This is a genomic window from Streptomyces sp. CB02058 (assembly GCF_001905505.1).
Lineage (GTDB): Bacteria > Actinomycetota > Actinomycetes > Streptomycetales > Streptomycetaceae > Streptomyces.
In genome coordinates, this window is record NZ_LIPG01000006.1 from 196,103 (window position 1) to 220,386 (window position 24,284).

At 72.3% G+C, this 24,284-nt stretch carries 24 protein-coding genes; 6 read left to right on the forward strand and 18 right to left on the reverse strand.

Annotated features, from left to right (window positions below; all coding sequences use genetic code 11):
* Positions 1–2: 2 nt before the first annotated feature.
* Genes AMK10_RS29020 through AMK10_RS29055 form a run of 8 tightly spaced genes read right to left on the reverse strand, consistent with a single transcriptional unit; the run spans position 3 to position 8,065 of the window.
* On the reverse strand, positions 3–746 hold the full coding sequence (locus tag AMK10_RS29020; RefSeq protein WP_073751347.1) for a ferredoxin reductase: 744 nt from the start codon (positions 744–746) through the stop codon (positions 3–5).
* Positions 739–1,350, reverse strand: coding sequence for a sulfite oxidase-like oxidoreductase (locus AMK10_RS29025; RefSeq protein WP_073751349.1), 612 nt, complete (start codon positions 1,348–1,350; stop codon positions 739–741). Before AMK10_RS29025 ends, AMK10_RS29020 begins: the two co-directional genes overlap by 8 nt.
* A complete protein-coding gene (locus AMK10_RS29030) occupies positions 1,347–2,636 on the reverse strand; it encodes an amidohydrolase (RefSeq protein ID WP_073751351.1) in 1,290 nt (429 codons plus the stop codon). The genes AMK10_RS29025 and AMK10_RS29030 overlap by 4 nt, the downstream gene beginning before the upstream one ends.
* Positions 2,633–3,391, reverse strand: coding sequence for a nucleoside phosphorylase (locus AMK10_RS29035; RefSeq protein WP_073751353.1), 759 nt, complete (start codon positions 3,389–3,391; stop codon positions 2,633–2,635). The genes AMK10_RS29030 and AMK10_RS29035 overlap by 4 nt, the downstream gene beginning before the upstream one ends.
* Positions 3,388–4,296, reverse strand: a complete 909-nt coding sequence (locus AMK10_RS29040) for an ABC transporter permease (RefSeq protein WP_079180908.1) — start codon at positions 4,294–4,296, stop codon at positions 3,388–3,390. The genes AMK10_RS29035 and AMK10_RS29040 overlap by 4 nt, the downstream gene beginning before the upstream one ends.
* On the reverse strand, positions 4,296–5,411 hold the full coding sequence (locus AMK10_RS29045) for an ABC transporter permease (protein WP_073751355.1): 1,116 nt from the start codon (positions 5,409–5,411) through the stop codon (positions 4,296–4,298). Before AMK10_RS29045 ends, AMK10_RS29040 begins: the two co-directional genes overlap by 1 nt.
* 1 nt (position 5,412) lies before the next feature.
* Positions 5,413–7,032, reverse strand: coding sequence for an ABC transporter ATP-binding protein (locus AMK10_RS29050; protein ID WP_073751358.1), 1,620 nt, complete (start codon positions 7,030–7,032; stop codon positions 5,413–5,415).
* A complete protein-coding gene (locus tag AMK10_RS29055; protein ID WP_073751360.1) occupies positions 7,016–8,065 on the reverse strand; it encodes a BMP family ABC transporter substrate-binding protein in 1,050 nt (349 codons plus the stop codon). Before AMK10_RS29055 ends, AMK10_RS29050 begins: the two co-directional genes overlap by 17 nt.
* A 431-nt stretch (positions 8,066–8,496) precedes the next feature.
* Between AMK10_RS29055 and mtnA the strand changes: the two genes are divergently transcribed.
* On the forward strand, positions 8,497–9,543 hold the full coding sequence (gene mtnA, locus AMK10_RS29060; RefSeq protein ID WP_073751362.1) for an S-methyl-5-thioribose-1-phosphate isomerase: 1,047 nt from the start codon (positions 8,497–8,499) through the stop codon (positions 9,541–9,543).
* A gap of 36 nt (positions 9,544–9,579) precedes the next feature.
* On the opposite strand, the gene mtnB is transcribed toward mtnA, so the two are convergent.
* The 5 genes from mtnB to AMK10_RS29085 all read right to left on the reverse strand — a co-directional run bounded on the left by mtnB (position 9,580) and on the right by AMK10_RS29085 (position 13,464).
* Positions 9,580–10,185: a methylthioribulose 1-phosphate dehydratase gene (gene mtnB / locus AMK10_RS29065; RefSeq protein WP_073751364.1), complete on the reverse strand. Its 606-nt coding sequence runs from the start codon at positions 10,183–10,185 to the stop codon at positions 9,580–9,582.
* Complete coding sequence (mtnC, locus tag AMK10_RS29070; RefSeq protein ID WP_073751366.1) at positions 10,178–10,903, reverse strand: acireductone synthase; 726 nt, start codon at positions 10,901–10,903, stop codon at positions 10,178–10,180. The genes mtnB and mtnC overlap by 8 nt, the downstream gene beginning before the upstream one ends.
* Positions 10,900–11,484, reverse strand: coding sequence for a 1,2-dihydroxy-3-keto-5-methylthiopentene dioxygenase (locus tag AMK10_RS29075; protein WP_073751368.1), 585 nt, complete (start codon positions 11,482–11,484; stop codon positions 10,900–10,902). Before AMK10_RS29075 ends, mtnC begins: the two co-directional genes overlap by 4 nt.
* Before the next feature lie 321 nt (positions 11,485–11,805).
* Positions 11,806–12,477: a FadR/GntR family transcriptional regulator gene (locus tag AMK10_RS29080; protein ID WP_073751370.1), complete on the reverse strand. Its 672-nt coding sequence runs from the start codon at positions 12,475–12,477 to the stop codon at positions 11,806–11,808.
* Between the two features lie 90 nt (positions 12,478–12,567).
* On the reverse strand, positions 12,568–13,464 hold the full coding sequence (locus AMK10_RS29085) for a LysR family transcriptional regulator (protein ID WP_073751994.1): 897 nt from the start codon (positions 13,462–13,464) through the stop codon (positions 12,568–12,570).
* Positions 13,465–13,585: 121 nt separating this feature from the next.
* Between AMK10_RS29085 and AMK10_RS38765 the strand changes: the two genes are divergently transcribed.
* The 5 genes from AMK10_RS38765 (at position 13,586) to AMK10_RS29105 (ending at position 17,996) form a co-directional block, all read left to right on the forward strand.
* On the forward strand, positions 13,586–13,669 hold the full coding sequence (locus AMK10_RS38765; protein WP_354006224.1) for a putative leader peptide: 84 nt from the start codon (positions 13,586–13,588) through the stop codon (positions 13,667–13,669).
* A 230-nt stretch (positions 13,670–13,899) separates the two neighbouring features.
* Complete coding sequence (sfnG, locus tag AMK10_RS29090) at positions 13,900–15,021, forward strand: dimethylsulfone monooxygenase SfnG (RefSeq protein WP_073751372.1); 1,122 nt, start codon at positions 13,900–13,902, stop codon at positions 15,019–15,021.
* 66 nt (positions 15,022–15,087) lie between these two features.
* Positions 15,088–15,642 carry an NADPH-dependent FMN reductase gene (ssuE, locus tag AMK10_RS29095; protein WP_073751374.1) on the forward strand — a complete coding sequence of 185 codons (555 nt, stop codon included), beginning with the start codon at positions 15,088–15,090 and terminating at the stop codon, positions 15,640–15,642.
* Positions 15,635–16,816, forward strand: coding sequence for an SfnB family sulfur acquisition oxidoreductase (locus AMK10_RS29100; protein ID WP_073751376.1), 1,182 nt, complete (start codon positions 15,635–15,637; stop codon positions 16,814–16,816). The genes ssuE and AMK10_RS29100 overlap by 8 nt, the downstream gene beginning before the upstream one ends.
* A 22-nt stretch (positions 16,817–16,838) precedes the next feature.
* Positions 16,839–17,996, forward strand: a complete 1,158-nt coding sequence (locus tag AMK10_RS29105) for an LLM class flavin-dependent oxidoreductase (protein WP_073751378.1) — start codon at positions 16,839–16,841, stop codon at positions 17,994–17,996.
* Positions 17,997–18,005: 9 nt separating this feature from the next.
* Here the strand turns inward: AMK10_RS29105 and AMK10_RS29110 are convergent, their stop codons facing one another.
* From AMK10_RS29110 to AMK10_RS29130, 5 genes are all read right to left on the reverse strand, one after another.
* Positions 18,006–19,088: an LLM class flavin-dependent oxidoreductase gene (locus AMK10_RS29110; RefSeq protein ID WP_073751380.1), complete on the reverse strand. Its 1,083-nt coding sequence runs from the start codon at positions 19,086–19,088 to the stop codon at positions 18,006–18,008.
* Positions 19,089–19,117: 29 nt separating this feature from the next.
* On the reverse strand, positions 19,118–20,083 hold the full coding sequence (locus AMK10_RS29115; RefSeq protein ID WP_073751382.1) for an LLM class flavin-dependent oxidoreductase: 966 nt from the start codon (positions 20,081–20,083) through the stop codon (positions 19,118–19,120).
* A 117-nt stretch (positions 20,084–20,200) separates the two neighbouring features.
* Entirely contained in the window at positions 20,201–21,811 is a 1,611-nt protein-coding gene (locus tag AMK10_RS29120) for a glycerol-3-phosphate dehydrogenase/oxidase (protein ID WP_073751384.1), read from the reverse strand.
* A gap of 12 nt (positions 21,812–21,823) precedes the next feature.
* Positions 21,824–23,353 (reverse strand): glycerol kinase GlpK, encoded by a 1,530-nt coding sequence (glpK, locus tag AMK10_RS29125; protein WP_073751386.1) that lies wholly within the window; start codon positions 23,351–23,353, stop codon positions 21,824–21,826.
* Positions 23,354–23,393: 40 nt separating this feature from the next.
* The gene (locus AMK10_RS29130) at positions 23,394–24,185 is read right to left on the reverse strand and encodes an MIP/aquaporin family protein (protein WP_073751388.1); all 792 of its coding nucleotides are present in this window, start codon (positions 24,183–24,185) and stop codon (positions 23,394–23,396) included.
* Between the last annotated feature and the right edge of the window lie 99 nt (positions 24,186–24,284).

The window sequence follows — 24,284 nt, forward strand, 5'->3', positions numbered from 1 at the left end:
GGTCAGCCGAACCGCTCGATCCTGATCCGGTCCACCGGCATCCCGAGGCCCACCACCAGCCGGGAGGCGTGCTCTGCGAAGGCGTTGGAGCCGCAGATGTACGTCTCCCAGCCGCCCGGCGGCTGTTCGGCCACGACCTGTTCGAGGTGCTCGGACGACAGTCGCTTCCGCGCCCCCGCGCGGGTCAGGACGGTGGTCGTCTCGTCCCCGTACTCCTGGGCGTAGATCAGGCTCTCGGGGGTGCGGGCCGAGACGATCAGGCGCAGCGGCACGCCGGGGGCGCTCCGGCGGCGGTGGCGGAGCATCGACATCAGCGGTACGACGCCCGAGCCCGCGCCCAGCAGCAGCGCGGGCCGGTCGCCCGGCCAGGCGAAGAAACCGCTGACGGGACCCCGCACCTCCACGGTGTCGCCGGGGCGCGCCACCGTGTGCAGATGACCGGAGACCTCACCGCCCCGCACATGGTCGAGGGTCAGCTCGACCTGGCCGTCCGCGTCCGGCGCCGAGGCGATCGAGTAGTGGCGCTGCGCGGTGTAGCCGTCCTCGGCGGTGAGCCGCAGCATCAGGTGCTGGCCGGGCACATGGCCGCTCCAGCCCGGCACGTCGAAGCGGAAGGTGGCGGCGTCCGGGGTCTCGTGGCGGATCTCCGTGAGGGTGGCGCGCTGCCAGGACGCGGCGGCGCGGTTGCTGCTCACGATCCGGCCGGGCACGGCGAAACGGGTGGCAGGGGTGAAGGTGTCAGTCATCGGAGTATCGCTGTTCCTGCCAGGGGTCGCCGCGGTGGTGATAGCCGTTCTGCTCCCAGAAACCGGGCTCGTCGTGGTCGAGGAGCCGGATGCCCGCGATCCACTTCGCGCTCTTCCAGAAGTAGAGGTGGGGCACGATCAGCCGTGCCGGGCCGCCGTGCTCGGGGGCCAGTGGGCCTCCGTCGTACTCCCAGACGATCCACGCTCGGCCGCCCGTCAGATCGGACAGCGGGAGGTTGGTGGTGTACCCGGTGTGCGCGTAGGCCACGGCGTGCGTGGCCGTGGGCAGCGGACCCGCCCGGTCCAGGAAGGCGTCCAGGGACACACCGGCGAAGCGCACCCCGAACTTCGACCAGCTGGTGACGCAGTGGATGTCGCCCTCGTACGCCGAGGGCGGCAGGGCGTGGGCCTCGTCCCAGGACCAGGTCCCGGGACGGGCGACCAGGCCGTCGACGCGGAAGGACCAGTCCTCCGGCGCGAGTCCGGGTGTGACCTCGGCGGAGAGGACCGGCCAGGAGTCGCCCGCGTCGTACTGCCCCGGAGGGAGCCGCGGATCGCGCTCGTCGGCGCGGGAACGGCCGGTGAAGCCGCGGGTGACGTTCACCGCGCACGCTCCGTCGCGCGCAGGACGGAGGGCTCGTCGAGCGTCAGGAGGACACGGTCCCGCATCAGCACACGGCCGTCGACGACCGTGTCGCGCACATCGGACGCCTGTGCGGCGTACGCCAGCATCGACCAGGGGTCGTGGCGGGGGGTGAGATGCGGCCGGCCGAGGTCCAGCACGATCAGGTCGGCGCGCTTGCCGGCCTCCAGGGAGCCCAGCAGGTCGCCGAGCCCGAGTGCCCGCGCGCCCTCGATCGTGGCCATCCGTACGGCCTGTTCCGCGCCGACCGCCGTCGGGTCGCCGCCCGCCTTGTGGACCAGCGCCGCCTGGCGGACCGCGCCGATCATGTCCAGGGTGTTGGAGCTGACCGCCCCGTCGGTGCCCAGCCCGACCGTCACCCCCGCCCGCAGCAGCGCGGGTACGGGCGCGATGCCGCAGCCGAGCTTCAGGTTGGAGACCGGGCAGTGCGCGACGGACGTGCCCGTCCCGGCGATCGCCGCGATCTCGGCCCCGGTCAGATCGACCGCGTGGGCGAGCAGCGTGTCGGGGCCGAGCAGCCCGAGCGATTCGAGGAGCTCCACGGGCCGCTTGCCGTGGCGCTGGAGGACGGTCTCCACCTCGGCCGCGTTCTCCGCCGCGTGGATGTGCAGGAGCGCCCCGAACTCCCGGGCGAGCGCGCCGATACCGGTCAGCTGGTCGGGCGTCAGCGTGTAGGCGGAGTGGGCGAAGACCACCGGCCGGGTGCCGGGCGCCGGAATCCGCGCGGTGAGATGGTCCCTGGCCCAGGCGAGCCGGTCCCCGTAGACGATCGTGTCGGCGGGGTCGGGCACGTCCATGAAGGTCGGCCCGCCGTGCAGCCGCCAGCCCGCCTCGCGCGCCGCCTCCTCGGCCGCCGCGTGGAACCAGTACATGTCGAGCGCGGAGGTCACCCCCGCCCGGATGCTCTCCGCCATCGCGACCCGCACGCCGGCCGCCACGTTCCGCGGGTTGAGCAGCGCGGCCTCGGCGGGTATCACGCGGGCCAGGAACTCCTGGAGGTCCACATCGTCGGCGAGACCCCGCAGAAGGGTCATCGCCAGATGCGTGTGGGTGTTGACCAGGCCGGGGGCGACCAGGCAGCCGCGGGCGTCGATCTCCTCGGCGGCCGTGACCCCCAGGTCCCGTCCGACCGCGACGATCTCCCCGTCACGCACCGCGACCGAACCGCCGGGCACGACCGTGCCCTTGTCGTCCACGGTCAGCACATCGCCGCCGTGGACCAGCAGATCGACCCTTCCGTCGCTCATCGGGCACCCTCGGCCAGCAGCCGCAGCGCCTCCAGGCCGACGACGCTGCCGCGCGCCACGCCCTCGGCGACGACGGCGCGGTGCGGGTCGTAGCCGCCCGTCGTCTCCTCGTCCACCAGGTCGTCCGCGTTCACACCGTCGATCACCAGCACGCCGCCCGCGACCAGCCCGCGCAGCGACGCGGTGACGTACAGAGCGGAGAGCTCCATCTCGATCGCCGCGAGCCCCGCCTTCTCGTACGCGGCCGTCGGCAGCGGAATCAGGCCGGGCTGGAAGGCGGCCCGCGTCCACACGATGCCCCGGTGGTACGGAGCCCCGGTCGTCTCGGCGGCCCGCTGGAGCGCGAGCACGGCCTCCGGCGCGGACACGGCCGGATACTCGGCGGGCAGCAGCTGCTGGGTGACGCCGTCGTCGCGCACCGCGGCCTCGGCGATCACCAGGTCGCCGTCACCGATGCCGCGCCGCATGGCCCCGGCGGTCCCGAAGCGGATGAACGTACGCACACCCGCGTCGGCGAGCTCCTGGAAGAGCAGGATCGCGCCCGGGCCGCCCACACCGTGCGAGGCGACGACGACGGGCAGGCCCTTCCACGTGCCGGTGAAGGTGCGGTACTCGCGGTGGTACGCCACCTCCTTCGCGTCCTCCAGCAGATCGGCGACGGCGGCCGCGCGGGCCGGGTCGCCGACCACCAGGGCCTGGGCGGGCAGCCCCGTGCGGGGTATGCGGGTGACGGGCAGCAGGGACGGGGTGGTCATGCGGAAGCTCCAGCGGGGGTGCGGCGACGGCGCTTTGCCGTGGTCAGGAAGAGGGCGACGAGAGTGACGGCGTACGGTGCGGCGTCCGTCGCCTGTTGCGGAAGGCCGAGGCCCTGCAGCCGGAATCCGGCCGCTTCCGCGATGCCGAAGAGGAGCCCCGCGAGGAGCACCCCGACGGGGGCGGCGCGGCCGAGCATGACCGCGACGACGGCGATCCAGCCGCGGCCCGCGGTCATGTTCTCCGAGAACAGCGTGACGTTGCCGAGCGCCAGCTGGGCGCCCGCGAGACCGCACAGCACACCGGAGACGAGGATCGCGGCGTACTTGTACCGCGCGGGGCTCACCCCGAGCGTCGCCGCCGCGTCCGGCGTCTCGCCGACGCCGCGCAGCCTGAGGCCCCACGGGTGGCGGAAGAGCAGCACCGCGGCGACCGGTACGGCGATCCAGGAGAAGTAGACGAGGGCGGAGTGCCCGGACAGGGCGGGACCGACGAACGGGATCGAGGCGATGCCCGGGAGGTCGACCGTCCCGAGGCCCGCCAGCGCGGGATCGTCGAAGGTGCCCTGCACTCCGAAGGTCGTACGCAGCAGAAAGCCCGTCAGCCCGACGGCGAGGAGGTTCATCGCGACGCCGAGCACGACCGCGTCGCCCTTGAGGGTGACCGTGCCGACGGCGAGGATCAGCGAGTAGGCCGCCGCGGCGAGGGCCGCGACCAGCACGCCGAGCCAGGGCGAGCCCGAGAACCAGCTGACGGTGACCGCGGTGAAGCAGCCCATCAGCATCATGCCTTCGAGGCCGATCATGAAGACACCCGCGCGCTCGCAGATCGCGCCGCCGAGGGCCGCCAGCAGGATCGGGGTGAGCGCGCGGAGTGCCGAGAAGAGGAGATCGGAGTCGAGGAACATCAGGCGGTCTCCTTCTCGGGGGCGGCGGCCGGAACGGCCGGCGTGGGCGCCTGTGCCGGGGACTCGGGTGAAGAGGCGGCACGCCTGCGCCGCTTGAGGGTGAAACGCGCCGCCAGGAAGACGATCACGATGGCCTGGAGGATGTCGGTGAGCTCGCTCGGCACCTCGGTGACCCGCTCCATGTTGAGCCCGCCGACCTTCAGGGCGGCGAAGAACAGCGCGGCCAGCGCCGTGCCGACCGGTGCGGCGGAGGCGAGCAGCGCCGCCATCAGACCGGTCCAGGTGTCCCCGGACGCGGTCAGCGAACCGTCGGTGAAGCGGAAGGGGAAGGCCAGCACGCCGACCGCGCCGACCAGACCGGCCACCGCGCCCGACACGGCCATCAGCCGGAGCGTCAGCCGGGGGCGGTCGATGCCCGCGTAGGAGGCGAACCGGCTGTTGAGGCCGGTCATCCGGATCTCGTAACCGGCCGGGGTGCGGGTGTCCACGAAGTAGAACGCGGCGGCCACCGCGGCCACCAGCACGAGGCCCAGCGTGACCGTGGACGTGCCGAACTCCGGCAGCGCCACACCGGCCGGGAGCCGCCGGGTCTGCGGGAGGCTGGAGGCGGGGTCCTTCAGCGGATAGCGCGCCAGATACGAGGCGAAGGACACCGCCGGATAGCTGAGCAGCAGGCTGGTGACCAGCAGCGGAACCCCGAAGCGGTTCTGGCAGACGGCCGCGAGCGCGGCATAGGCCGCGCCCGCCGCCATGCCCGCCAGCAGGCACAGCGGCACGGTGAGCACCGCGGGCAACGGCGCGTACAGCCCGACGGCCGCGGCGGTGATGCCCCCCAGCACCATCTGCCCGTCACCGCCCAGGTTGATCAGCCCCGCCCGCAGCGGGATCGCCAGGGCGACGGCCAGCCCGATGACGGCGGTCGAACTCGACAGGGTGGACCCGATGCCGTCGGCGCCGAACGCCCCCTCCACGACCGCGCCGTAGGCCGTCACCGGGTCCGAACCCGTGGCCAGCAGGAACAGCGTGCCGACGACGAGCGCGCCCAGCACGGAGAAGGGGACGGGGGACCTCAGGACCCGGCCGAAGGGGGATGGATTCGGACTCTCGGTGGCCATGTCAGCGCTTCTCCTGGGCGGGCACGGATGCGGCGGGCACGGACGCGGCTGGGGCGGATGCGGTGGACTCCTCGCCGGGCCGGGGCCCGGACGCTCCGGAACCCCCGCCGGACGGCGGTGCCGCACCGCCCGCCATCGCGAGGCCGAGAGTGCGCTCGTCGGCAGCCTCGCGGTCGTACTCCGCCGCGATCCGGCCCTCGTACATCACGAGCACCCGGTCGGACAGGCCCCGGATCTCGCTCAGTTCGGCGGAGACCAGGAGCACGGCGTGCCCGGCGTCGCGGTAGGCGACGAGCTGCCGGTGGATGTTCTCGATCGCGCCGATGTCCACCCCGCGGGTGGGCTGCTCGACGATCAGCAGGGGGGCCTCGTGGGCCAGTTCACGGCCGATGACGAGCTTCTGCAGATTGCCGCCGGAGAGGGCGCCCGCCGGGATCTCGGGCGAGGACGCCTTGATCCCGAAGCGCTCGATGAGCTCCATCGCGTGGCTGCGGACGGCGGCGCCCGGCAGCAGGCCCCGCCGGGACCTGAGCCCCTTGCGGTGATGCCCCATCGCGAGGTTCTCGGCGACGGACGCGGCACGCGCCGTGCCGACCTCCCCGCGGTCCTCGGGGACATAGGCGAGCCCGGCGGCACGCCGCTCTGCGGCCGTCGCGCCGGTGACCTCGCGGCCCGCGACACGCACCTCGCCCGAGACGGCGGGGCGCAGCCCGGCGAGGGCCTCGACCAGCTCGCCCTGGCCGTTCCCGGCCACGCCCGCCACTCCGACGATCTCCCCGGCCCGCACCGACAGCGACACATCGGTGAGGCCCGGCAGGCTCAGGTTCCGTACCGTCAGCACCTCCTCGCCCGGGGTGCCGCCCGGGTGCATCCGGTCCAGCTCGACGTCACGGCCCGTCATCGCGGCGGCGATCTCCTCCGCGGTGGTCGCCGCGGTGCGCAGCCGGGCGGCGACCCGGCCGTCCCGCAGCACGGTGACGTTGTCGGAGCCTTCGAGCACCTCGCGCAGCTTGTGGGTGACCAGCAGCACCGTGCGGCCCTGGTCGGCGAGCCCGCGCAGCACGGCGAAGAGGGAGTCGGCCTCGGCGGGGGTCAGCACCGCCGTCGGCTCGTCCAGGATCAGCACCTGGGCGCCCCGGTGCAGCAGCTTGAGGATCTCCACCCGCTGCCGTACGCCGACGGGCAGGTCGCCCACGCGGGCGTCGGGGTCGACGTCCAGTCCGTGCTCGGCGGCGAGTTCCGCCGTACGACGGCGTGCCGCCGCCCGGTCCACCAGGCCGAAGCGGCGCGGCTCGGCCCGGTAGACGACGTTCTCGGCGACGGTCAGCGACGGGAACAGCTTGAAGGACTGGTGCACCATCCCGAGCCCGGCCGCGATGGCCCGGCTCGGGTCGGCGAACGAGACCTCGCGTCCGTGCAGCAGGACCGTGCCGGAGTCGGGCCGCTCCATGCCGTACAGCACCGACATCAGCGTGGACTTGCCCGCGCCGTTCTCACCCATGAGGGCGTGGATCTCGCCCCGCCGCACGGTCAGGTCCACATGGTCGTTGGCGACGACGCCGGGGAACGCCTTGACGATCCCCCGCATCTCGACCGCGGGGGACTCAGGCCGCGGGGTCATCGACCGTCAGCTTCCCGGTGACGATCTGCTCGCGCAGCTTCTCGACCTCGGCGATGACGTCGGTGTGCTCGGCGATCACACAGCCGGAGTCCGCGACGCCGTCCTCCAGGCCGGTGAGGCTCATGCCGCCCTCCTTGAGACCGTAGGAGACGGTCCTGCCGGTGGTCCCGGAGAGGATCGTCCCGATGCCCTTCTCCACGGCGACATCGGTCCGCTTGACGACGTTGTCCACGACGGTGCCCTCGGCGGCCGAGCACTGGTTGACGTCGACGCCGTACGCGAACGCGCCCTTGGCCTGCGCGGCCTCGAAGACGCCGTAGTTGCCCGCCGCGGCGGCGGCCATGATGTGGTCGACCCCGCCGGAGATCAGCGAGCTCGCCTGCTCCTTGGCGCGCGCGGCGTCGTTGAACGGGGAGTCACCGCCCACGAAGCGGGTCGTGGACTTCGTGCCGGACGCGGTCTTCTTCGCACCCGCCGCGAACGGCTCGCTGTAGCGGCGGAACTGCGGGGTGTCCAGCACGTCCACCGCGCCGACCTTGCCGCTCTCGCTGAGCAGCCCCGCCTCGGCGCCGGCCAGATAGACCGCCTCCTGCTCGCGGAAGGTGGCGCAGGTCACGTTCTCGTACGTCTTCGTGGTGCAGGAGTCGACCAGCAGGAACTGCTGGTCGGGGCCGGCCTCGGCCTGCTGGGCCGCGAGGTCGGCGAACTCGAAGCCGATCAGCACGATGACGTCGGGGGAGGCGTTCACCGCCGCCTTGACGTTCTGCTGGCGGGAGGCGTCGTCGGTGGACTCGTAGACCTTGGAGGAGGCGTCGTGCGCCTTCGCGGCCGACTTCACACCCGCCACGGCGAGCTTGAGGAACTCGTTCTGGGCGACCGCGTCCGGGGTCACCAGGACGAAGGACTTGCCGCTGCCGGCGGAGCCGGAGGCCGGGTCCGACTTCGAGGCGGACGCGTTGCAGCCGGTGGCCAGGAGGACGGCGCCGGTCGCGACGGAGGCGGCCCGGAGGGCGGTACGGAGTCTCTTCGACATGAGTGGGTCAATGCCTAACGGGCGGGCCCGGCACGGGAGTCGCGCTCGGGCGGCAGCGGGGGAGTGGAGATCGCACGCACGGGGGCGGGGGTGCGGGCGGGAACGACGGGAGCCCGGCGCCTCAGAGACAACAGCCGGCGGCGGCGCATCGGCAGAGGTCGATGTGGCGGCGCGAGGTGAGCGTGCCCTGGGCTCGGGTTCCCCCGGGCATTCGGTGTTCGCACACCGCTGCGGGACGCGCTCCGGTCGTGAGTACGTCCATGAGAACCCCCCTCCAGTGGCTTGATCCGGCGTCGTGCCGAGGACATTAACACCCGCTCACGACGTGATTGAGCGTCAGTCCGAATTGCGGACAAGCATCTCAAAGGACCATCACCGCAGCTCATGTACGGTGACCGGGACTCAGCAGGACCGCCCGGGAGGAAGCCCAGATGACCCAGCCCGCAGCGCACGGGGAGCTCCGCGCCGTCGAGTGGGCCGCAGGCCGTCTGCGCCTCATCGACCAGACCGTCCTCCCGCACCGCCTCGAACACATCGAGATCGAGGACACCGAGGGGCTCCGCGACGCGATCGCCGCTCTGGTGGTCCGAGGGGCGCCCGCGATCGGCGCGGCCGGTGCCTACGGCGTGGCCCTCGCCCTCATCGAGGGCGAGCGCGAGGGCTGGAGTCGCGAGCAGGTGCTCGCCGCGGTCCACCGGGTACGCGAGGCCCGGCCCACCGCGGTGAACCTCGCCGTCTGCGTCGACCGCGTCCTGCCGTTCGTCGAGAAGGGCCTGGACGCGGTGCTTGCCGAGGCGGCGGCCATCCAGCGCGAAGACGTCCAGGCCAACCGGGACATGGGCGTCTTCGGCGCGGACTGGCTCATCGCCCGCACCGGCCTCGACCGCCCCCTGCGCCTGCTGACCCACTGCAACACCGGCGCGCTCGCGACCGCCGGGTGGGGAACCGCCCTGGGCGTCATCCGCGAACTGCACTCCCGCGGTCTGGTCGAGCTGGTGTACGCCGACGAGACCCGCCCGCTCCTCCAGGGATCCCGGCTGACCGCCTGGGAGCTGGACTACGAGGGCATCGAGCACTACGTCCAGGCCGACGCGGCGGCGGCCGGGACCATCCTCAGGGGCGAGGTGGACGCCGCGGTCGTCGGCGCCGACCGGGTGGCGGCCAACGGCGACACCGCCAACAAGGTGGGGACCCTCGGCGTCGCGCTCGCCTGCGCCGACGCGGGCATCCCCTTCCTGGTGGCCGCCCCCACGACCACGGTGGACGTCGCCACCGGGTCCGGCGACGACATCCACATAGAACTCCGCGACGGCGCCGAGGTCGTGGAGTGGGGCGGCGTCCGTACGGCGCCGCCCGCCACCCGCGGCCACAACCCGGCCTTCGACGTCACCCCCGGCCGGCTGATCACGGCCCTGGTGACCGAGCGCGGTGTGCTGGACTTCACTGCGGGCGAACTCCCCGGCACGCACCTGAAGTGACGGTGGCGCCGGGGTGCGCGCCGCGCGCTCCGGCGGCTACCGGTTCGTCAGGGTGAGTTCGAGGAGCCACTCCACGACCTCGGTGTGGTGGCGGGCCTGCCGGGGATCGGCGCCCCAGACGTACAGGCCGTGCCCGGCCACGACCACCGCGGGCATCCGCGGGTCGCGGGCCGCCTCCAGCCGGTCGCCCAGCACCTTCATGTCCTGGCTGTTGGCGATGACCGGAAGGGTGACCTCCACGCCCTCGGCGCTCTGGCCGACGCCCTTCAGCATCTCCAGGTCCTTGAAGACGATCCCGCCCGGTTCGCGGTGCCCCATCGCGACCGAGGCGACCGTGTGGACGTGCACGACGGCGCCCGCACCGGTCAGCCGTGCCACACGCGCGTGCAGTTCGGCCTCCGCGGACGGCTTGCCCTCGCCGGTCGCCCTGCCCTCGCCGTCGACGAGGACCACGTCGTTCTCCGTGAGCTCACCCTTGTCGTGGCCGCTGGCGGTCACCGCGAGGAGAAGCGGGTCCCGGGAGAGCACCTGGGAGAGGTTGCCCGAGGTGCCTCGCATCCAGCCGAAGGACGCGAAGCGCGCCGACTCGGCGGCCAGCACGGCACCCGCCGCCCTGAGAGTCTGTTCCGTCACGTCACTCATCGTCCTGCTCGCCCTTCAGATGGATCCCGGCGAACGAATCCGCCTCGGGGTGGTCCCCCACCCCGCTCGCGTAGTACGGCTCCCCGGTCCGCCGGATGCCGAGGGTCTGCCAGCCCGCCGTGCGCGCCGCGTCCAGCTCGGCGGCGCGGTCGGACAGGAAGAGCGTGCGGCCGGCCGGGACCCCGGTCGCCGCGGTGATCGCGCGGTAGGAGTCCGGCTCCTGCTTCGGGCCCGCGTTCTCGGTGTCGTACAGTCCGGACAGCAGTCCGGTCAGGTCGCCCTCGGGGGTGGAGGAGAACCAGGCGCGCTGGGCCGCCACCGAACCGGACGAGTACACGTGCAGGGCGAACCCGGCGCGGTGCCAGGCGCGCAGTGCGGGCAGCACGTCGTCGTAGAAGTGGGACACCAGGTCGCCGCGTGCGAAGCCCTCCGCCCAGACGACGCCCTGGAGCGTCTTGAGCGGGGTGGCCTTGCGGTCCTCGTCCAGCCAGCCGTTCAGGATCTCCTCGATCCGCGCGGCGGAGGCGTCCGGCTCCCCGGCGAGCTCCCGCACCTGCGCGACGGCCCGGGCCACCGCGGGCTCGGCCGCCCTCGTGGTGAGCAGGGACGCGAACCGGCTGCGGGAGTAGGGGTAGAGCACATCGACCACGAACCCCGTGGCGCTCGTGGTGCCCTCGATGTCGAGCACCACGGCGTCCACGGCGAAGACCCTGCTCACGCCCGGTACTCCGCGTCGATGGTGTCGAAGTCCGGGAAGCGCCCGGCGATCGGGTCGCCCGTGAAGTTCCCGATCCAGCCGTCCTCCTCGTGGAAGAAGCGGATCGCGGTGAACGAGGGGCTGGTCCCCATGTCGAACCAGTGGGTCGTGCCGCGCGGAACGCCCAGCAGGTCGCCCTTCTCGCACAGCACCGCGTGCACCTGGCCGCCGGCGTGCAGATAGAAGATGCCCGACCCGGCGACGAAGAAGCGGACCTCGTCGTCGTCGTCGTGGGTGTGCTCCTGGAGGAACTTCGCGCGGGCCGCCTTCGCCTGCTCGGGGAAGCCGGGGTCGTCGCTGGGGTGCAGCGCGATCACGTCGACCATCTTGAACGCCTCCTCCTCCGTCAGCTTGTCGATGTCCTCGCGGTACGCGGCGAACACCGTGTCGCTGTCGGCGTCGGGCGCCACGTGGTCCAGGACCGGCCACTGCTCGTAGCGCACGCCGATCGGTGCCAGGGCGGCGGCGATCTCGGCGGGGTCGGTGGTGCGGCGTACGACGGTCCCGGGTCCGGACTCGGGCCAGGTGGTGAGAAGGGTCATGATGACTCCCGGAAAACTGGAAAGTGGGGTGCGCGGCGGGGGAGATGCGGTGGTGCCAGGACGGGAAGGCGCGTCAGGCCGTGCGGCGGCAACAGGTGCCGGTGCGGCCGGGACCGGGCAGGCGGCGTCCGGCCGGGAGGCGGGTGCGCCCGGTTCCCGGCTGTGCCGCTCGTGCGGTCGTGAGTGACGTCAACGCTTGCTCCATGGCTTCCGGGCCCGTGCGAGGACACCGGTTTCCACCGGATCGTAACCCGAGTGTCCGGGCACGGGAATGCGGCAGTCATCAGGTGGGACGGAGGGGCTGCGGACCGATGTCCCAGCTCAGAGCATCGACCGCAGCCACTGCTCGACGCTCGCCACGTGCACGGTGGCCCACGAGCGGGCGGCGTCGGCGTCCCGGTCCCGCAGCGCGGCCAGGATCGCCCGGTGCTCCCGAAGGGTGCGGCCCACCGCGTCCTCCTGCGTCAGTCCGCGCCACACCCTCGCCCGGGTGGTCGGCCCCGACAGGCCGTCCAGCAGGGAGCAGAGCACCGAGTTGCCGCAGGACCTGACGATGCCGCGGTGGAACTCCAGATCGCAGGCGACCAGCTCCTCCACGGACGGGTTCTCGCCCAGCGCGTCCAGCTGGGCGCTCAGGGCGTCCAGTTGCTCGTCCTCGATGCGCAGCGCGGCCATCGCCGTCGCCGCGGGCTCCAGGATGCGGCGGACCGCGAGGAACTCCAGGACCGTGTCGTCGCGGTGGAAGTCCACCACGAAGCTGAGCGCCTCCAGCAGGAGCTGCGGGTCGAGACTGGTGACGTAGGTGCCGTCCCCCTGGCGGACGTCGAGGATCCGGATCAGCGACAGCGCGCGCACCGCCTCGCGCAGCGAGTTGCGCGACAGGCCCAGCTCGGCCGCGAGCTCGCTCTCCTTGGGAAGCCGGTCCCCGGGGGCCAGAGCACCCGAGACGATCATCCCCTTGATCTTCTCGATCGCTTCGTCGGTGACGGCCATGGAGGGCCTCCTCGTACAAGACATCCGATGTATGGCCTCATTATGCGTCCGTGGCCACCCGCGCCGTGCCCCGCGCCTCCCCGTACCGTCCTAGAGGTTCCGCGCCTGCTCCACGAGGAGGCGGTGCAGGTCACGGGCCGCGCGGGGGAGGGAGCCCGAACTCCGCCGCTGGAGCATCAGGAGGACGGCGGCGCCCTCGTCCTCCAGCGGACGCCAGACGATCGTCCCGCCGCGCTCCAGCGGATCGCCGACGATGCTGAAGTCGGGGAGCACCGTCGCGCCGAGTCCCTCCGCCACCATCAGCTTGCCCATCTCCGCGCCGTCCGTGGAGTACGAGAACGCGGGCGTCCGGCCGTCCAGCAGCCGGTGCATGTACCGGTGCATCACATAGCCGGCCCGCATCACCACCAGAGGCACGGCGAGCAGATCGTCCACCCGTACGGTCTCCCTGGCCGCCAGCGGGCTGTCCGGGCGCACGCACACCACGGCCCGCCCGCGCAGCAGCTCCGTCGTCCGGAAGTCCGGCGGCAGGTCGTCGCCCTCCAGGTAGTTGACGAGGCCCAGGTCGAAGCCGCCCTCCAGGAGGGAGCGGTGGATGTCGTCCTGCTGCGCCCCGACGACCTCCACCTGCGTCATGGGATGTGTCTCACGGAACGCGCGCACCGCCGGGACGAGCAGCGGGACCGTCGCGGCGTTCACCGTTCCGAGACGGACCATCCGGCTGGTGCGGTGCTGATGGCCCGCCGCCTCGCGCAGCCGGTCCACCGCGTCGATCACACCGATGATGTGCGGGAGCAGCTCCCGCCCCTCGTCGCTGATCTTCGCTCCGGAGCGCCTGCGGTCCAGCAGGTCCACGCCCAGCTCGCGTTCGAGGTTGCGCACGGTCTCGCTGAGCGCGGGCTGCGAGAGATGGAGCTCCTCGGCGGCCCTGCGCAGTGATCCCAGACGGGTCACCGCCTCGATGTACTCGAGCTGTTCCACACGCACGTCCACGCACCCCCGGGACCGGGAACGGCCCATGAACCAGGCCTGTTGAAAGGGAAACCCTATCAACGCCTCGTGAATGCCTACTCGACCGCCGACGCCCGCCACGACTAACCTGACCGGCATGAAGGACCGACGGAATCTCACGCGGCGACGTCACATCGACCTCGCCCGCGTCGCCAGTTCCTTCTGTTGTCGCGCTTTCTGACCGCCGTCGCGGAGTCCGAGGCACCCCTCCTCCGCGCCCGCCCGCACACACCCTCCTGAGCAGGACCGGCCCGTCCTTCCCCCGGGCCCGTTCCCACCCCTGATCCACCGTCGTCCGTACCCGCCCGGCTCCGCCGTGCACCGCCGTGCCCCGGCATCCCGTCGCACGCGCCCCGCGCCGGACGCGGGGGCGGCCCCGCCATGCCCTCTTCCCCACCACCGGGAGTCCTCATGTCCCTTCCCCGCTCCGCCGGCCCCGTGAGCTTCGCCTACTGGGTGCCCAACGTCAGCGGCGGCCTCGTCACCAGCCGGATCGAGCAGCGCACCGACTGGGGTTACGACTACAACCGTGAACTGGCCGTCCTCGCCGAGAACAACGGCTTCGACTACGCCCTCAGCCAGGTCCGCTACATGGCGAGCTACGGCGCCGAGTACCAGCACGAGTCGACCTCCTTCAGCCTGGCCCTGCTGCTGGCCACCGAGCGGCTCAAGGTCATCGCCGCCGTCCACCCCGGCCTGTGGCACCCGGGCGTCCTGGCCAAGCTCGGGGCGACCGCCGACCACCTGTCCAAGGGGCGGTTCGCCGTCAACGTCGTCAGCGGCTGGTTCAAGGACGAGTTCACCGCGCTCGGCGAGCCCTGGCTCGAGCACGACGAGCGCTACCGCCGCTCCGAGGAGTTCATCCGCGCCCTGCGCGCCCTCTGGACCGAGGACCACGCCGAACTCGCCGGGGACTTCTACCGGATCCGGGACTTCTCGCTCAAACCCAAGCCCCTCACCACCGCCACCCGCCCGCACCCGGAGATCTTCCAGGGCGGCAACTCCAGCGCCGCCCGGGCCATGGCGGGCCGGGTGTCCGACTGGTACTTCAGCAACGGCAAGGACTTCGACGGCGTCACCGAACAGATCGCGGACGTCGCCGCCTCGGCCGCCGCAGCCGGACGCACCGCTCCGAAATTCGGCCTCAACGGCTTCCTGATAGCCCGGGACACCGAGGCCGAGGCCCGGGAGACGCTCCGCGAGATCGTCGCCCTGGCCGACTCCGAGGCCGTCGAGGGCTTCGGCGCCGCCGTCAAGCAGGCCGGACGGTCCACCGCCGACGGCAAGGGCATGTGGCAGGACTCGTCCTTCGAGGACCTCGTCCAGTACAACGACGGATTCCGCACCGGCCTGATCGGCACCCCGGAGCAGATCGCCGAGCGGATCGTCGCCTACAAGCGGCTCGGCGTCGACCTCTTCCTCCTCGGCTTCCTCCACTACCTCGAAGAGGTCGAGTACTTCGGCAAGAAGGTCCTCCCGATCGTCCGGGAGCTGGAAGCCGCCCGGCCGGCCCCCGAACCCGCCCGCGCCTGACCTCCCCGGCACGTCACCACCGCGCGGGGCACGCCACCCCCGCAGCGCCTCACGAGAAGAGGGCCCATGGCCACCGTCCTGTCCGTCTCGGGAAGTCCCTCCGCCACCTCACGCACCGCCCGGCTGCTGCGCCATCTCGACGCACAGCTCTCCGACCGGGGCCACACCGTCATACCGCTCGACGCCCGGTCCCTGCCCGCCGAAGCCCTGCTCCGCGCCGACTTCGGGCATCCGGCGGTGGTGGGCGCCACCGAACTGTTCGCGCGGGCCGACGGAGTCGTCATCGGTACGCCGATCTACAAGGCCGCGTACTCCGGACTGCTCAAGTGCCTGCTCGACCTGCTGCCGCAGTACGCCCTCGCGGGCAAGACCGTCCTCCCGCTCGCCACCGGCGGCACCACCGCCCACGTCCTGGCCATCGACTACGCGCTGAGGCCCGTGCTCAGCTCGCTCGGCGCGTCCCACATCACCCAGGGGTGGTTCGTCCTCGACCGCAACATCAGCGTCTCCGGCGACGGAGTGCTCACCGTCGCAGCGGCGGACGCCGAGGCGCTCGGCGCGACCGTCGACCGGTTCGCGACCGCGCTCGAGAGCACCGGGCGGGTGGCCGTCCGTGGCTGAGATCATCCGCGACGACGCGCAGGCGCTGAAGAAGGCCACCGAACTCGCCGCCGAGTTCCGCACGGGCGCCTCCCGGCGCGACAGGGAACGGCTGCTGCCCCGGGCGGAGCTGGAGAAGCTCTCGGCGTCGGGGCTGCTCGCCGTCACCGTCCCCGCCACCCATGGAGGCGCGGACGTCGGCGCCCTCACCCTGGCCCGTGTCTTCCGGGTGCTCGCCTCCGCCGACGCCAGCCTCGCGCAGATCCCGCAGAGCCACTTCGCCTACGTCAACGTGATCCGCAGACAGGGCACCGCCGGACAGCAGGACTTCTTCTACGGCGAACTGCTGGCCGGCAAGCGTTTCGGGAACGCCCAGTCGGAGGCGGGGACCAGACACGTCCAGGACTTCCGCACCCGGCTGGAGCCGCGACCCGACGGCTCGTACGTCCTCACCGGGGTGAAGAACTACGCGACCGGCGCGCTCTTCGCCCACTGGATCCCCGTGCTCGCCCTCGGCGCCGGGGACAAGCCGTACGTCGCCTTCGTCCGGGCGGACGCGCCCGGAGTCACCGTGACCGACGACTGGGACGGCATGGGCCAGCGCACCACCGCCAGCGGCACGGTGCGCCTGGACGGGGTACGGGTGGCCGCCGACCGGGTGTTCGCGCACCACCTCACCTTCGAGGGCCCTCAGCTGCACGGCGCCCACGCCCAGCTGCTGCACGCCGCCATCGACGCGGGCATCGCCGCCGGAGCCCTGGCCGAGGCCGCCGAGTTCGTCAGGACGAAGAGCCGGCCCTGGTTCGAGAGCGGATTCGAGACCGCGGCCGAGGACCCCCTGCTCATCCAGCGGTTCGGCGAACTCGACCTGAGGGTACGGGCGTCCGACGCGCTCCTGGAGACCGCGGCCCGCGCCGTGGACACCGCGAGGGCCACCCTCACCGACGAGTCCGCGGCCGACGCGTCCCTCGCCGTCGCCGCCGCGAAGGCCTACGCGGCGGACGCGGCGGTCGAGGTCGCGGGGGCGCTCTTCGAGGTCGCGGGCACCCGCTCCGCGCTCGACTCGCTCAATCTCCACCGGCACTGGCGCGACGCCCGCACCCACACGCTCCACGATCCCGTCCGCTGGAAGATCCAGCACCTCGGCCGCCACGCCCTGCAAGGAACCCGCCCGCCCCGCCACGGCCTGCTGTGACACACCCGATCGGAGAACACCGGTGACCCTCACCTTCCACTGGTTCCTGCCCACCAACGGCGACAGCCGCCATGTCGTGGGAGGCGGACACGGCACCCCCGTCACCGCGGCCGGCGGCGACCGGCCGCCCACGGTCCGCTACCTCGCCCAGATCGCCCGCGCCGCCGAGGACCTCGGCTTCGAGGGCGTGCTGACACCCACCGGCGCCTGGTGCGAGGACGCCTGGCTGACCACGGCCATGGTGAGCCAGCACACCGAGCGGCTGAAGTTCCTCGTCGCCTTCCGGCCCGGCTTCGTCTCGCCCACGCTCGCCGCGCAGATGGCCTCCACCTACCAGCGCCAGACCGGAGGCCGGCTGCTGCTCAACGTGGTCACCGGAGGCGAGAGCCACGAGCAGCGCGCCTACGGCGACTTCCTCGGCAAGGACGCGCGCTACGCCCGTACCGGCGAATTCCTCGAGATCGTCCGCGGCCTCTGGGACGGCAAGACCGTGAACCTCGACGGCGAACACCTCACCGTCGAGGAGGCCCGGCTCGCCCGGCTCCCCGACCCGGTGCCCGAGGTGTACTTCGGCGGCTCGTCGCCGGCGGCGGGCGAGGTCGCGGCCCGCCATGCCGACGTCTATCTCACCTGGGGCGAACCCCCCGCCCAGGTCGAGGAGAAGATCGCCTGGGTGCGCGGGCTCGCGGAGCGCCAGGGCCGCACCCCGCGCTTCGGGATCCGGCTCCACGTCATCGCCCGGGACACCTCCGAGCAGGCCTGGGCCGAGGCACGCCGGCTCCTCACTGGCTTCGACCCCGCCACGGTGCGCGCGGTCCAGGAGGGCCTGGCCCGCAGCGAGTCCGAGGGGCAGAAGAGGATGCTCGCCCTGCACGGCGGCGGGCGCGACGGCCTGGAGATCCACCCGAACCTCTGGGCCGGCATCGGCCTGGTCCGGGGCGGCGCGGGCACCGCGCTGGTCGGCAGCCACGACGAGATCGCCCAGCGGATCGAGGAGTACCACCGGCTCGGCATCGACGAGTTCGTCCTCTCCGGCTATCCGCACCTGGAGGAGGCGTACTGGTTCGGCGAGGGCGTCCTGCCCCGGCTCGCCGCCCGGGGACTGTGGAACCACCCGGGCGGTCCGGCCGACCCCGGAACCGCCCAGGTGCCCTTCGCCGAGGCCCCGCCCCGGCGCTGACCCGGGAGGTCAGCCGCCGGCCGGGGCCGCCGGCGGGTCCCAGAGGGTCGAGGGCGCCTCCCGTCGCACGACGGGGGCGACCTCCTCGGCGAACCGCTGGAGCGTCTCCAGCTGTTCGCCCTGCGACAGGCCGAACCCGTCGACGGTGACCGACTGGAGATCGTGCCCGTACACCTCGTGGTAGCCCAGGATCTTGTCGATGATCCGCTGCGGGGAGCCGATGAGCTGGGGCCCGTCGGCTATCGCGTCCTCGATGGTGCGGAACGGCGTGTTGTAGCCGGCCCTGCCTTCGAGGTGCGGTCTGAAGGACTGGGCGACCTTCGCCTCGTACAGCTCCTTGTAGCGTTCGACGGCCTGCCCCGTGGTGTCCGCGATCAGCAGGCCGCCGGACCCGGCCGCGACCCGCGCGTCCGCCGGGTCGTGGCCATGCGCCTCGAACCGCTCCCGGTAGTGGGCGATCAGCCGGGCGTACGCCTCACGGGGCTGGATCGCGTTGGCCGTGAACAGCGGGTCGCCGTGCCTGGCCGCCAGTTCGGGGGAGTTGAGACTGGTCGCCGAGCCGTGCCAGACGCGCGGGGGACCGGCGTACGGACGGGGCACCGTCGTCACGTTCTTCAGCGGCGGACGGAACTCCCCCTCCCAGTCGACCCCTTCCTCGGTCCACAGCCGCCTCAGCAGCTCGTACTTCTCCTTCTGCAGATCCCACTGCCGCTCCTCGTCCAGCCCGAACAGGCTGAAGTGGCCGGCCTCGGCGCCCTTCCCCACGACCAGCTCGATCCGGCCGCGCGCGATCTGGTCGAGCGTCGCGAAGTCCTCCGCCACCCGCACCGGATCGAGGATCGCGACGACCGTGACCCCGGTCAGCAGCCGGATGGTGGAGGTCCGTGCGGCGAGCGCGCCGAGCACCACGCCCGGGCTCGACGAGAGGAACGGCCCGGCGTGCCGTTCCCCGATCGCGTACGCGTCGAAGCCGAGCCGCTCCGCTGCCGCACCGGTCTCGATCACCTCGGTGAACCGCTCTGCTGCTGAGGGGAGTTCGCCCGTGAGCGGATGCGGGGCGTGCCCGATGAGGGAGAGTACGGAGAACTTCAAGGCGGGACTTCCTTCCGTCGCGGGCAGGGTCAGGCGGCGGCGAGGCCGAGGTGGCCGCGCAGGGTGCGGGCGGTGTACCCCGTACGGAAGAGCCCGCGTTTCTGCAGGACGGGCACCAGCCCGGTGGCGATCGCCTCCAGGTCGTCGGGGATCACCGCGGGGCGCAGCCGGAAGCCGTCCGCGCCGCCGTCGACGAACCACTCCTGCAGAAGGTCCGCCAGCCCCTCCGGGGTGCCGGTGAACACGAGGGCGTCCGAGGTGAAGGGCGCGCCCGCGGCCTCCTCCAGGGCCGCCGCGCGCGCCTCGGCCGCCTCCTGGCTCCCGCCCAGCACCACATCGACGTCCGCGAAGACGCGGAGCGCGCCCGCCGGGCGCCCCGCCTCCTCCCGCAGGGTCCCGACCTCCTCGCGGATGGAGACCAGGTCCGCTGTGTCCGCCGGGGTCACGAACACGACGTCACCGTGGGCGGCCGCCAGCCGGTAGGGGATGGTCGCGTGCGCGAGCAGGGCCACCGGCGGCCTGGCGTGCCCGGCGGGCAGGACACCGTCCAGCGCCCCGACGGCCTCGGTGAGGAAGTCGCCCGCCTCGCCGAAGAGCCCGGCCAGCAGCCGGTCGCCCTCGGGAGTGCCCAGCAGCGCCACGAGCCGGGCGTGCTCCGCGTCGCTCGTCGTGGCCCGGGGACGCACCCCGGCCCGTCCCGCGCTCAGATGGTCGAGCGTCGCTATCCGGGTCGCCCACGCCGTGGGGTCACCCGTCGTCGGCCCCAGCGGTACGAGTCCGATCCGTTCGGTGGCCTGTGCGGCGTGGGCGAGCAGCAGGGTGGAGTCCAGCCTCCCGGGGCCGTCCTCGACCGTGATGAAGTCGAGCAGTCCCGTCTCGGCGACGCGCACCAGCCGGGCGTACTCCTCGGGCGTGAAGGTCCTGACCGGCGCGGCCGGGTGCGAGCCGCCGCCGTTCAGTGCCACTGACAGATGGAATCCCTGGTGTTCGGCCATCTCTCCACTGTCCCCGCGTCACATTGCACCCGTATGGCGGCTGCATGGCACGTCCGGGGACCGACGGCCGCAGGGGCGGTCCCCCGCACCGGGGACCGCCCCTGCCGACCGCCGCCGTCAGCGTCCTTCGCCGAGCATCTCCTCGACCCGGGTCCGGATGCCGTCCGTGGCGAGCCCGCGGATGGTCAGCGTCGTCCGGCGGCGCAGCACGTCGTCCGCCGTCTCGGCCCACTCACGGTCGCGGGCGTACGCCACCTGCGCCCAGATCTCCGGGGCGTCGGGGTGGACGCGCTCGGCCAGCGCCGGGTCCTCGTTCGCGAGGCGCGCGATGTCGAAGGCGAGCGAGCCGTAGTGGGTGGCGAGGTGCCGTGCGGTGTCGGCCGCCATCCTCGGCCCCGGCGTACCGCCGTCGACCAGCAGCCGGTGCGCGACGGCGTTCGGGCTGGCGATACCGGGCAGCGGCATCTTCCTCGGCAGCCGGGCCATCGGCTCCATGTCCTCGGAGAGCGGGTGCCCGGGGAGCTCCGCCAGCTTGTTCATCACCGTACGGCCGATGTGACGGAACGTCGTCCACTTGCCGCCCGCGACCGACAGCATCCCGCCGCGTCCCTCGGTCACGACCGTCTCACGCTTGGCCTTGGAGGTGTTCCCGGGACCGCCCGGCAGCACCCGGAGCCCCGCGAAGGAGTAGGTGATCAGATCGCGGGACAGCTGCTGGTCGCGTACGGAGAACGCCGCCTCGTCCAGGATCTGCGCCGTGTCCTTCTCGGTGACCGCGACGTCGGCCGGGTCGCCCTCGTACTCCTCGTCGGTCGTGCCGAGCAGCAGCATGTCCTCCCAGGGCAGGGCGAACGTGATGCGGTACTTGTCGATCGGCGTCGCCAGCGCCGCCTTCCAGGGGCGGGTCCGCTTGAGGACCAGGTGCGCGCCCTTGGACAGGCGTATGGAGGGCGCCGCGTTCGGGTCCTCCAGCTTCCGCAGGTGGTCGACCCACGGGCCGGTGGCGTTCAGCACCAGCCGGGCGTCGATGCCGAACTCCGTGCCGTCCTGACGGTCCTCCAGCTCGGCGCCGGTGACCCGGCCCCTGGTGAACCGGAGTCCGGTGACGGCGGCGTGGTTGAGGACCTCGGCGCCCGCGTCGACGGCCGCGCGGACGGTCATCAGCGCCATCCGGGCGTCGTTCATCTGGTCGTCGCCGTAGACCGCGACGGCCTTCAGACCGTCCGTACGCAGCTCCGGCACGTCGCGCTGGGCGCGTGCGGGGCTGATCACATGCCCGACGCCGTCACCGAACGCGGACAGCGCCGAGTAGGCGAAGACGCCCGCGCCGAGCTTGGCCGCGCCGTGCGGGCCGCCCTTGTAGACGGGCAGGTAGAAGGTGAGCGGGTTGGCCAGGTGCGGGGCGACCTGGCGGGAGACCGCGCGCCGCTCGAAGTGGTTCTCCGCGACCAGCTTCACCGCGCCGGTCTGGAGGTAGCGCAGACCGCCGTGGAGCAGCTTGGAGGAGGCGGAGGAGGTGGCGCCGGCGAAGTCACCGGCGTCCACCAGGGCCACCCGCAGTCCGGACTGCGCGGCGTGCCAGGCGGTGGAGATGCCCAGGATGCCGCCACCGATCACCAGGAGGTCGTACGTCGCCTTGGAAAGCCGCTCCCGGGTCTCGGCACGGCTCGGGAGGGAGCCGGAGGCCGGATGCGTCCCGAGGGCGGGGACGCTCTGCAGGGTGGTCATGTCGGTTGCTCCTCAGCTTTCTTCGTCCTCGATCCAGCCCATGGTCCGTTCGACGGCCTTGAGCCAGCTCTTGTACTCGCGGTCACGCGTGGCCGCGTCCATGCGGGGTGTCCACTCGGCGGCACGGCGCCAGTTGGCGCGCAGCGCGTCGGTGTCCGGCCAGAAGCCGACGGCGAGTCCGGCGGCGTAGGCGGCGCCGAGGCAGGTGGTCTCGGCGACCATGGGGCGCACCACGGGCGCGTCCAGGAAGTCGGAGAGGGTCTGCATCAGCAGGTTGTTGGAGGTCATTCCGCCGTCGACCTTGAGCGCGGTCAGCTCGACACCGGAGTCCTTGGTCATGGCGTCGCTGATCTCGCGGGTCTGCCAGGCGGTCGCCTCCAGCACGGCACGGGCGATGTGCGCCTTGGTGACGTAACGGGTGAGACCGGCGATGACACCGCGGGCGTCGGGACGCCAGTACGGGGCGAACAGACCGGAGAACGCCGGCACGAAGTACGCGCCGCCGTTGTCCTCGACGGAGGAGGCGAGCGTCTCGATCTCGGCCGCGGACTTGATCAGGCCCATCTGGTCGCGCATCCACTGGACGAGCGAACCGGTGACGGCGATCGACCCCTCCAGGGCGTACACCGGCTTCTGCTCGCCGATGCGGTAGCCGACGGTGGTCAGCAGCCCGTTGTAGGAGTTCACCGGGGTGTGGCCGGTGTTGATCAGCATGAAGGTGCCGGTGCCGTACGTGGACTTCGCCTCGCCCGCCGCGAAACACGTCTGGCCGAACAGGGCGGCCTGCTGGTCGCCGAGCGCGGAGGCGACCGGGACACCGTCCAGCACCCCGCCCTTGGCGGTGCCGTAGACCTCGGCGGAGGACCGGATCTCCGGCAGCACGGCGGAGGGGATGTCGATCGAGCTGAGGATCTTGTCGTCCCACTGCATCGTGTGCAGGTTCATCAGCAGGGTGCGCGAGGCGTTGGTGACGTCGGTGACGTGGACGCCGCCCTCGGTGCCGCCGGTCAGGTTCCAGATGACCCAGGAGTCCATGGTGCCGAAGAGGATGTCGCCCCGCTCGGCGCGCTCGCGCAGCCCCTCGACGTTGTCGAGCAGCCAGCGGACCTTGGGCCCGGCGAAGTAGGAGGCGAGCGGCAGCCCGGTCTCCCGGCGGAAGCGGTCCTGGCCGACGTTGCGGCCGAGCTCCTTGCAGAGCGCGTCGGTCCGGGTGTCCTGCCAGACCAGGGCGTTGTAGACCGGCTCACCGGTGTTCTTGTCCCAGAGCAGCGTGGTCTCGCGCTGGTTGGTGATGCCGATCGCCTTGACGTCGGCGGCGGTGATGCCCGCCTTGACGATCGCCCCCGCGACGACCTCCTGGACGTTCTCCCAGATCTCCTTGGCGTCGTGCTCGACCCAGCCCGGCTTGGGGAAGATCTGCTCGTGCTCCTTCTGGTCGACGGAGACGATCCGGCCGTCCTTGTCGAAGACGATGCAGCGGCTGGACGTGGTGCCCTGGTCGATGGCCGCGATGAACGGGCCTGTGGTGTGTGCGTCGGTCACGGTTGGCTCCCGGAAGTCTGTGTGGTGTGGAAGGTGCGGCTCAGGCGAAGGCGAGGTTGTAGAGCCCGCCGGCCAGTGCGGCCCCGATGAGCGGTCCTACCACCGGTACCCAGGCGTAGCCCCAGTCCGACCCGCCCTTGTTCGGCAGAGGCAGCAGTGCGTGCACGATGCGCGGACCGAGGTCGCGTACCGGGTTGATCGCGTAGCCGGTCGGCCCGCCGAGCGACAGGCCGATCCCGACGACCACCAGAGCGGTGATCAGGGCGCCGAGCGCACCGAGGCCGTTGCCCTCGTCGTTGAGGCCCTGCGTGAGGATCGCCAGGACCAGTACGAAGGTCGCGATGACCTCCGTGACCACGTTCTGCACCGCGTTCCGGATCTCCGGGCCCGTGGTGAAGATGCCGAGCACGGGACCGGCCTTCGGTGCCGCCGTCTGGTCGACCAGGCCTTCCTCGGCCGGCTGGGCCTTCACGATCTCCGGATCGGTGAGGTGCGCGTGGAACTGTCCGTAGTAGACGGCCCAGACGAGCACGGCGCCGATCATCGCGCCGAACAGTTCGGAGGCGAGGTAGAGGGGCACATCGCTCCAGGCGGTGCCGCCCTGGATCGCGAGGCCGATCGTGACCGCCGGATTGAGGTGGGCGCCGGATACACCGGAGGCGATGTAGGCGCCCGTCAGCACGGCGAAACCCCACCCGAAGGTGATGGCGAGCCAGCCGGCGTTCTGCGCCTTCGAGCGCTTGAGCGTGACGGCGGCACAGACACCGCCGCCGAGCAGGATGAGTATGGCGGTACCGATGGTCTCGCCGATGAAGATGTCGGAGCTGGACACCCGCGACTCCTTTGTCCTTCGTCCAGGGGAAGGCGAAACACCGGGTCCCTCCGGTGGATCGCGCCCCAGATGGGTACCTCTCAGGAGAGGGCAGCCCAC

Bases quoted from the DNA above. Each gene is read 5' to 3' on its own strand.
- AMK10_RS29020 (WP_073751347.1), bottom strand. From the start codon at position 746: ATGACTGACACCTTCACCCCTGCCACCCGTTTCGCCGTGCCCGGCCGG.
- AMK10_RS29030 (WP_073751351.1), bottom strand. From the start codon at position 2,636: ATGAGCGACGGAAGGGTCGATCTGCTGGTCCACGGCGGCGATGTGCTG.
- AMK10_RS29035 (WP_073751353.1), bottom strand. From the start codon at position 3,391: ATGACCACCCCGTCCCTGCTGCCCGTCACCCGCATACCCCGCACGGGG.
- AMK10_RS29040 (WP_079180908.1), bottom strand. From the start codon at position 4,296: ATGTTCCTCGACTCCGATCTCCTCTTCTCGGCACTCCGCGCGCTCACC.
- AMK10_RS29045 (WP_073751355.1), bottom strand. From the start codon at position 5,411: ATGGCCACCGAGAGTCCGAATCCATCCCCCTTCGGCCGGGTCCTGAGG.
- AMK10_RS29050 (WP_073751358.1), bottom strand. From the start codon at position 7,032: ATGACCCCGCGGCCTGAGTCCCCCGCGGTCGAGATGCGGGGGATCGTC.
- AMK10_RS29055 (WP_073751360.1), bottom strand. From the start codon at position 8,065: ATGTCGAAGAGACTCCGTACCGCCCTCCGGGCCGCCTCCGTCGCGACC.
- mtnA (WP_073751362.1), top strand. From the start codon at position 8,497: ATGACCCAGCCCGCAGCGCACGGGGAGCTCCGCGCCGTCGAGTGGGCC.
- mtnB (WP_073751364.1), bottom strand. From the start codon at position 10,185: ATGAGTGACGTGACGGAACAGACTCTCAGGGCGGCGGGTGCCGTGCTG.
- AMK10_RS29075 (WP_073751368.1), bottom strand. From the start codon at position 11,484: ATGACCCTTCTCACCACCTGGCCCGAGTCCGGACCCGGGACCGTCGTA.
- AMK10_RS29080 (WP_073751370.1), bottom strand. From the start codon at position 12,477: ATGGCCGTCACCGACGAAGCGATCGAGAAGATCAAGGGGATGATCGTC.
- AMK10_RS38765 (WP_354006224.1), top strand. From the start codon at position 13,586: ATGAAGGACCGACGGAATCTCACGCGGCGACGTCACATCGACCTCGCC.
- sfnG (WP_073751372.1), top strand. From the start codon at position 13,900: ATGTCCCTTCCCCGCTCCGCCGGCCCCGTGAGCTTCGCCTACTGGGTG.
- ssuE (WP_073751374.1), top strand. From the start codon at position 15,088: ATGGCCACCGTCCTGTCCGTCTCGGGAAGTCCCTCCGCCACCTCACGC.
- AMK10_RS29115 (WP_073751382.1), bottom strand. From the start codon at position 20,083: ATGGCCGAACACCAGGGATTCCATCTGTCAGTGGCACTGAACGGCGGC.
- AMK10_RS29120 (WP_073751384.1), bottom strand. From the start codon at position 21,811: ATGACCACCCTGCAGAGCGTCCCCGCCCTCGGGACGCATCCGGCCTCC.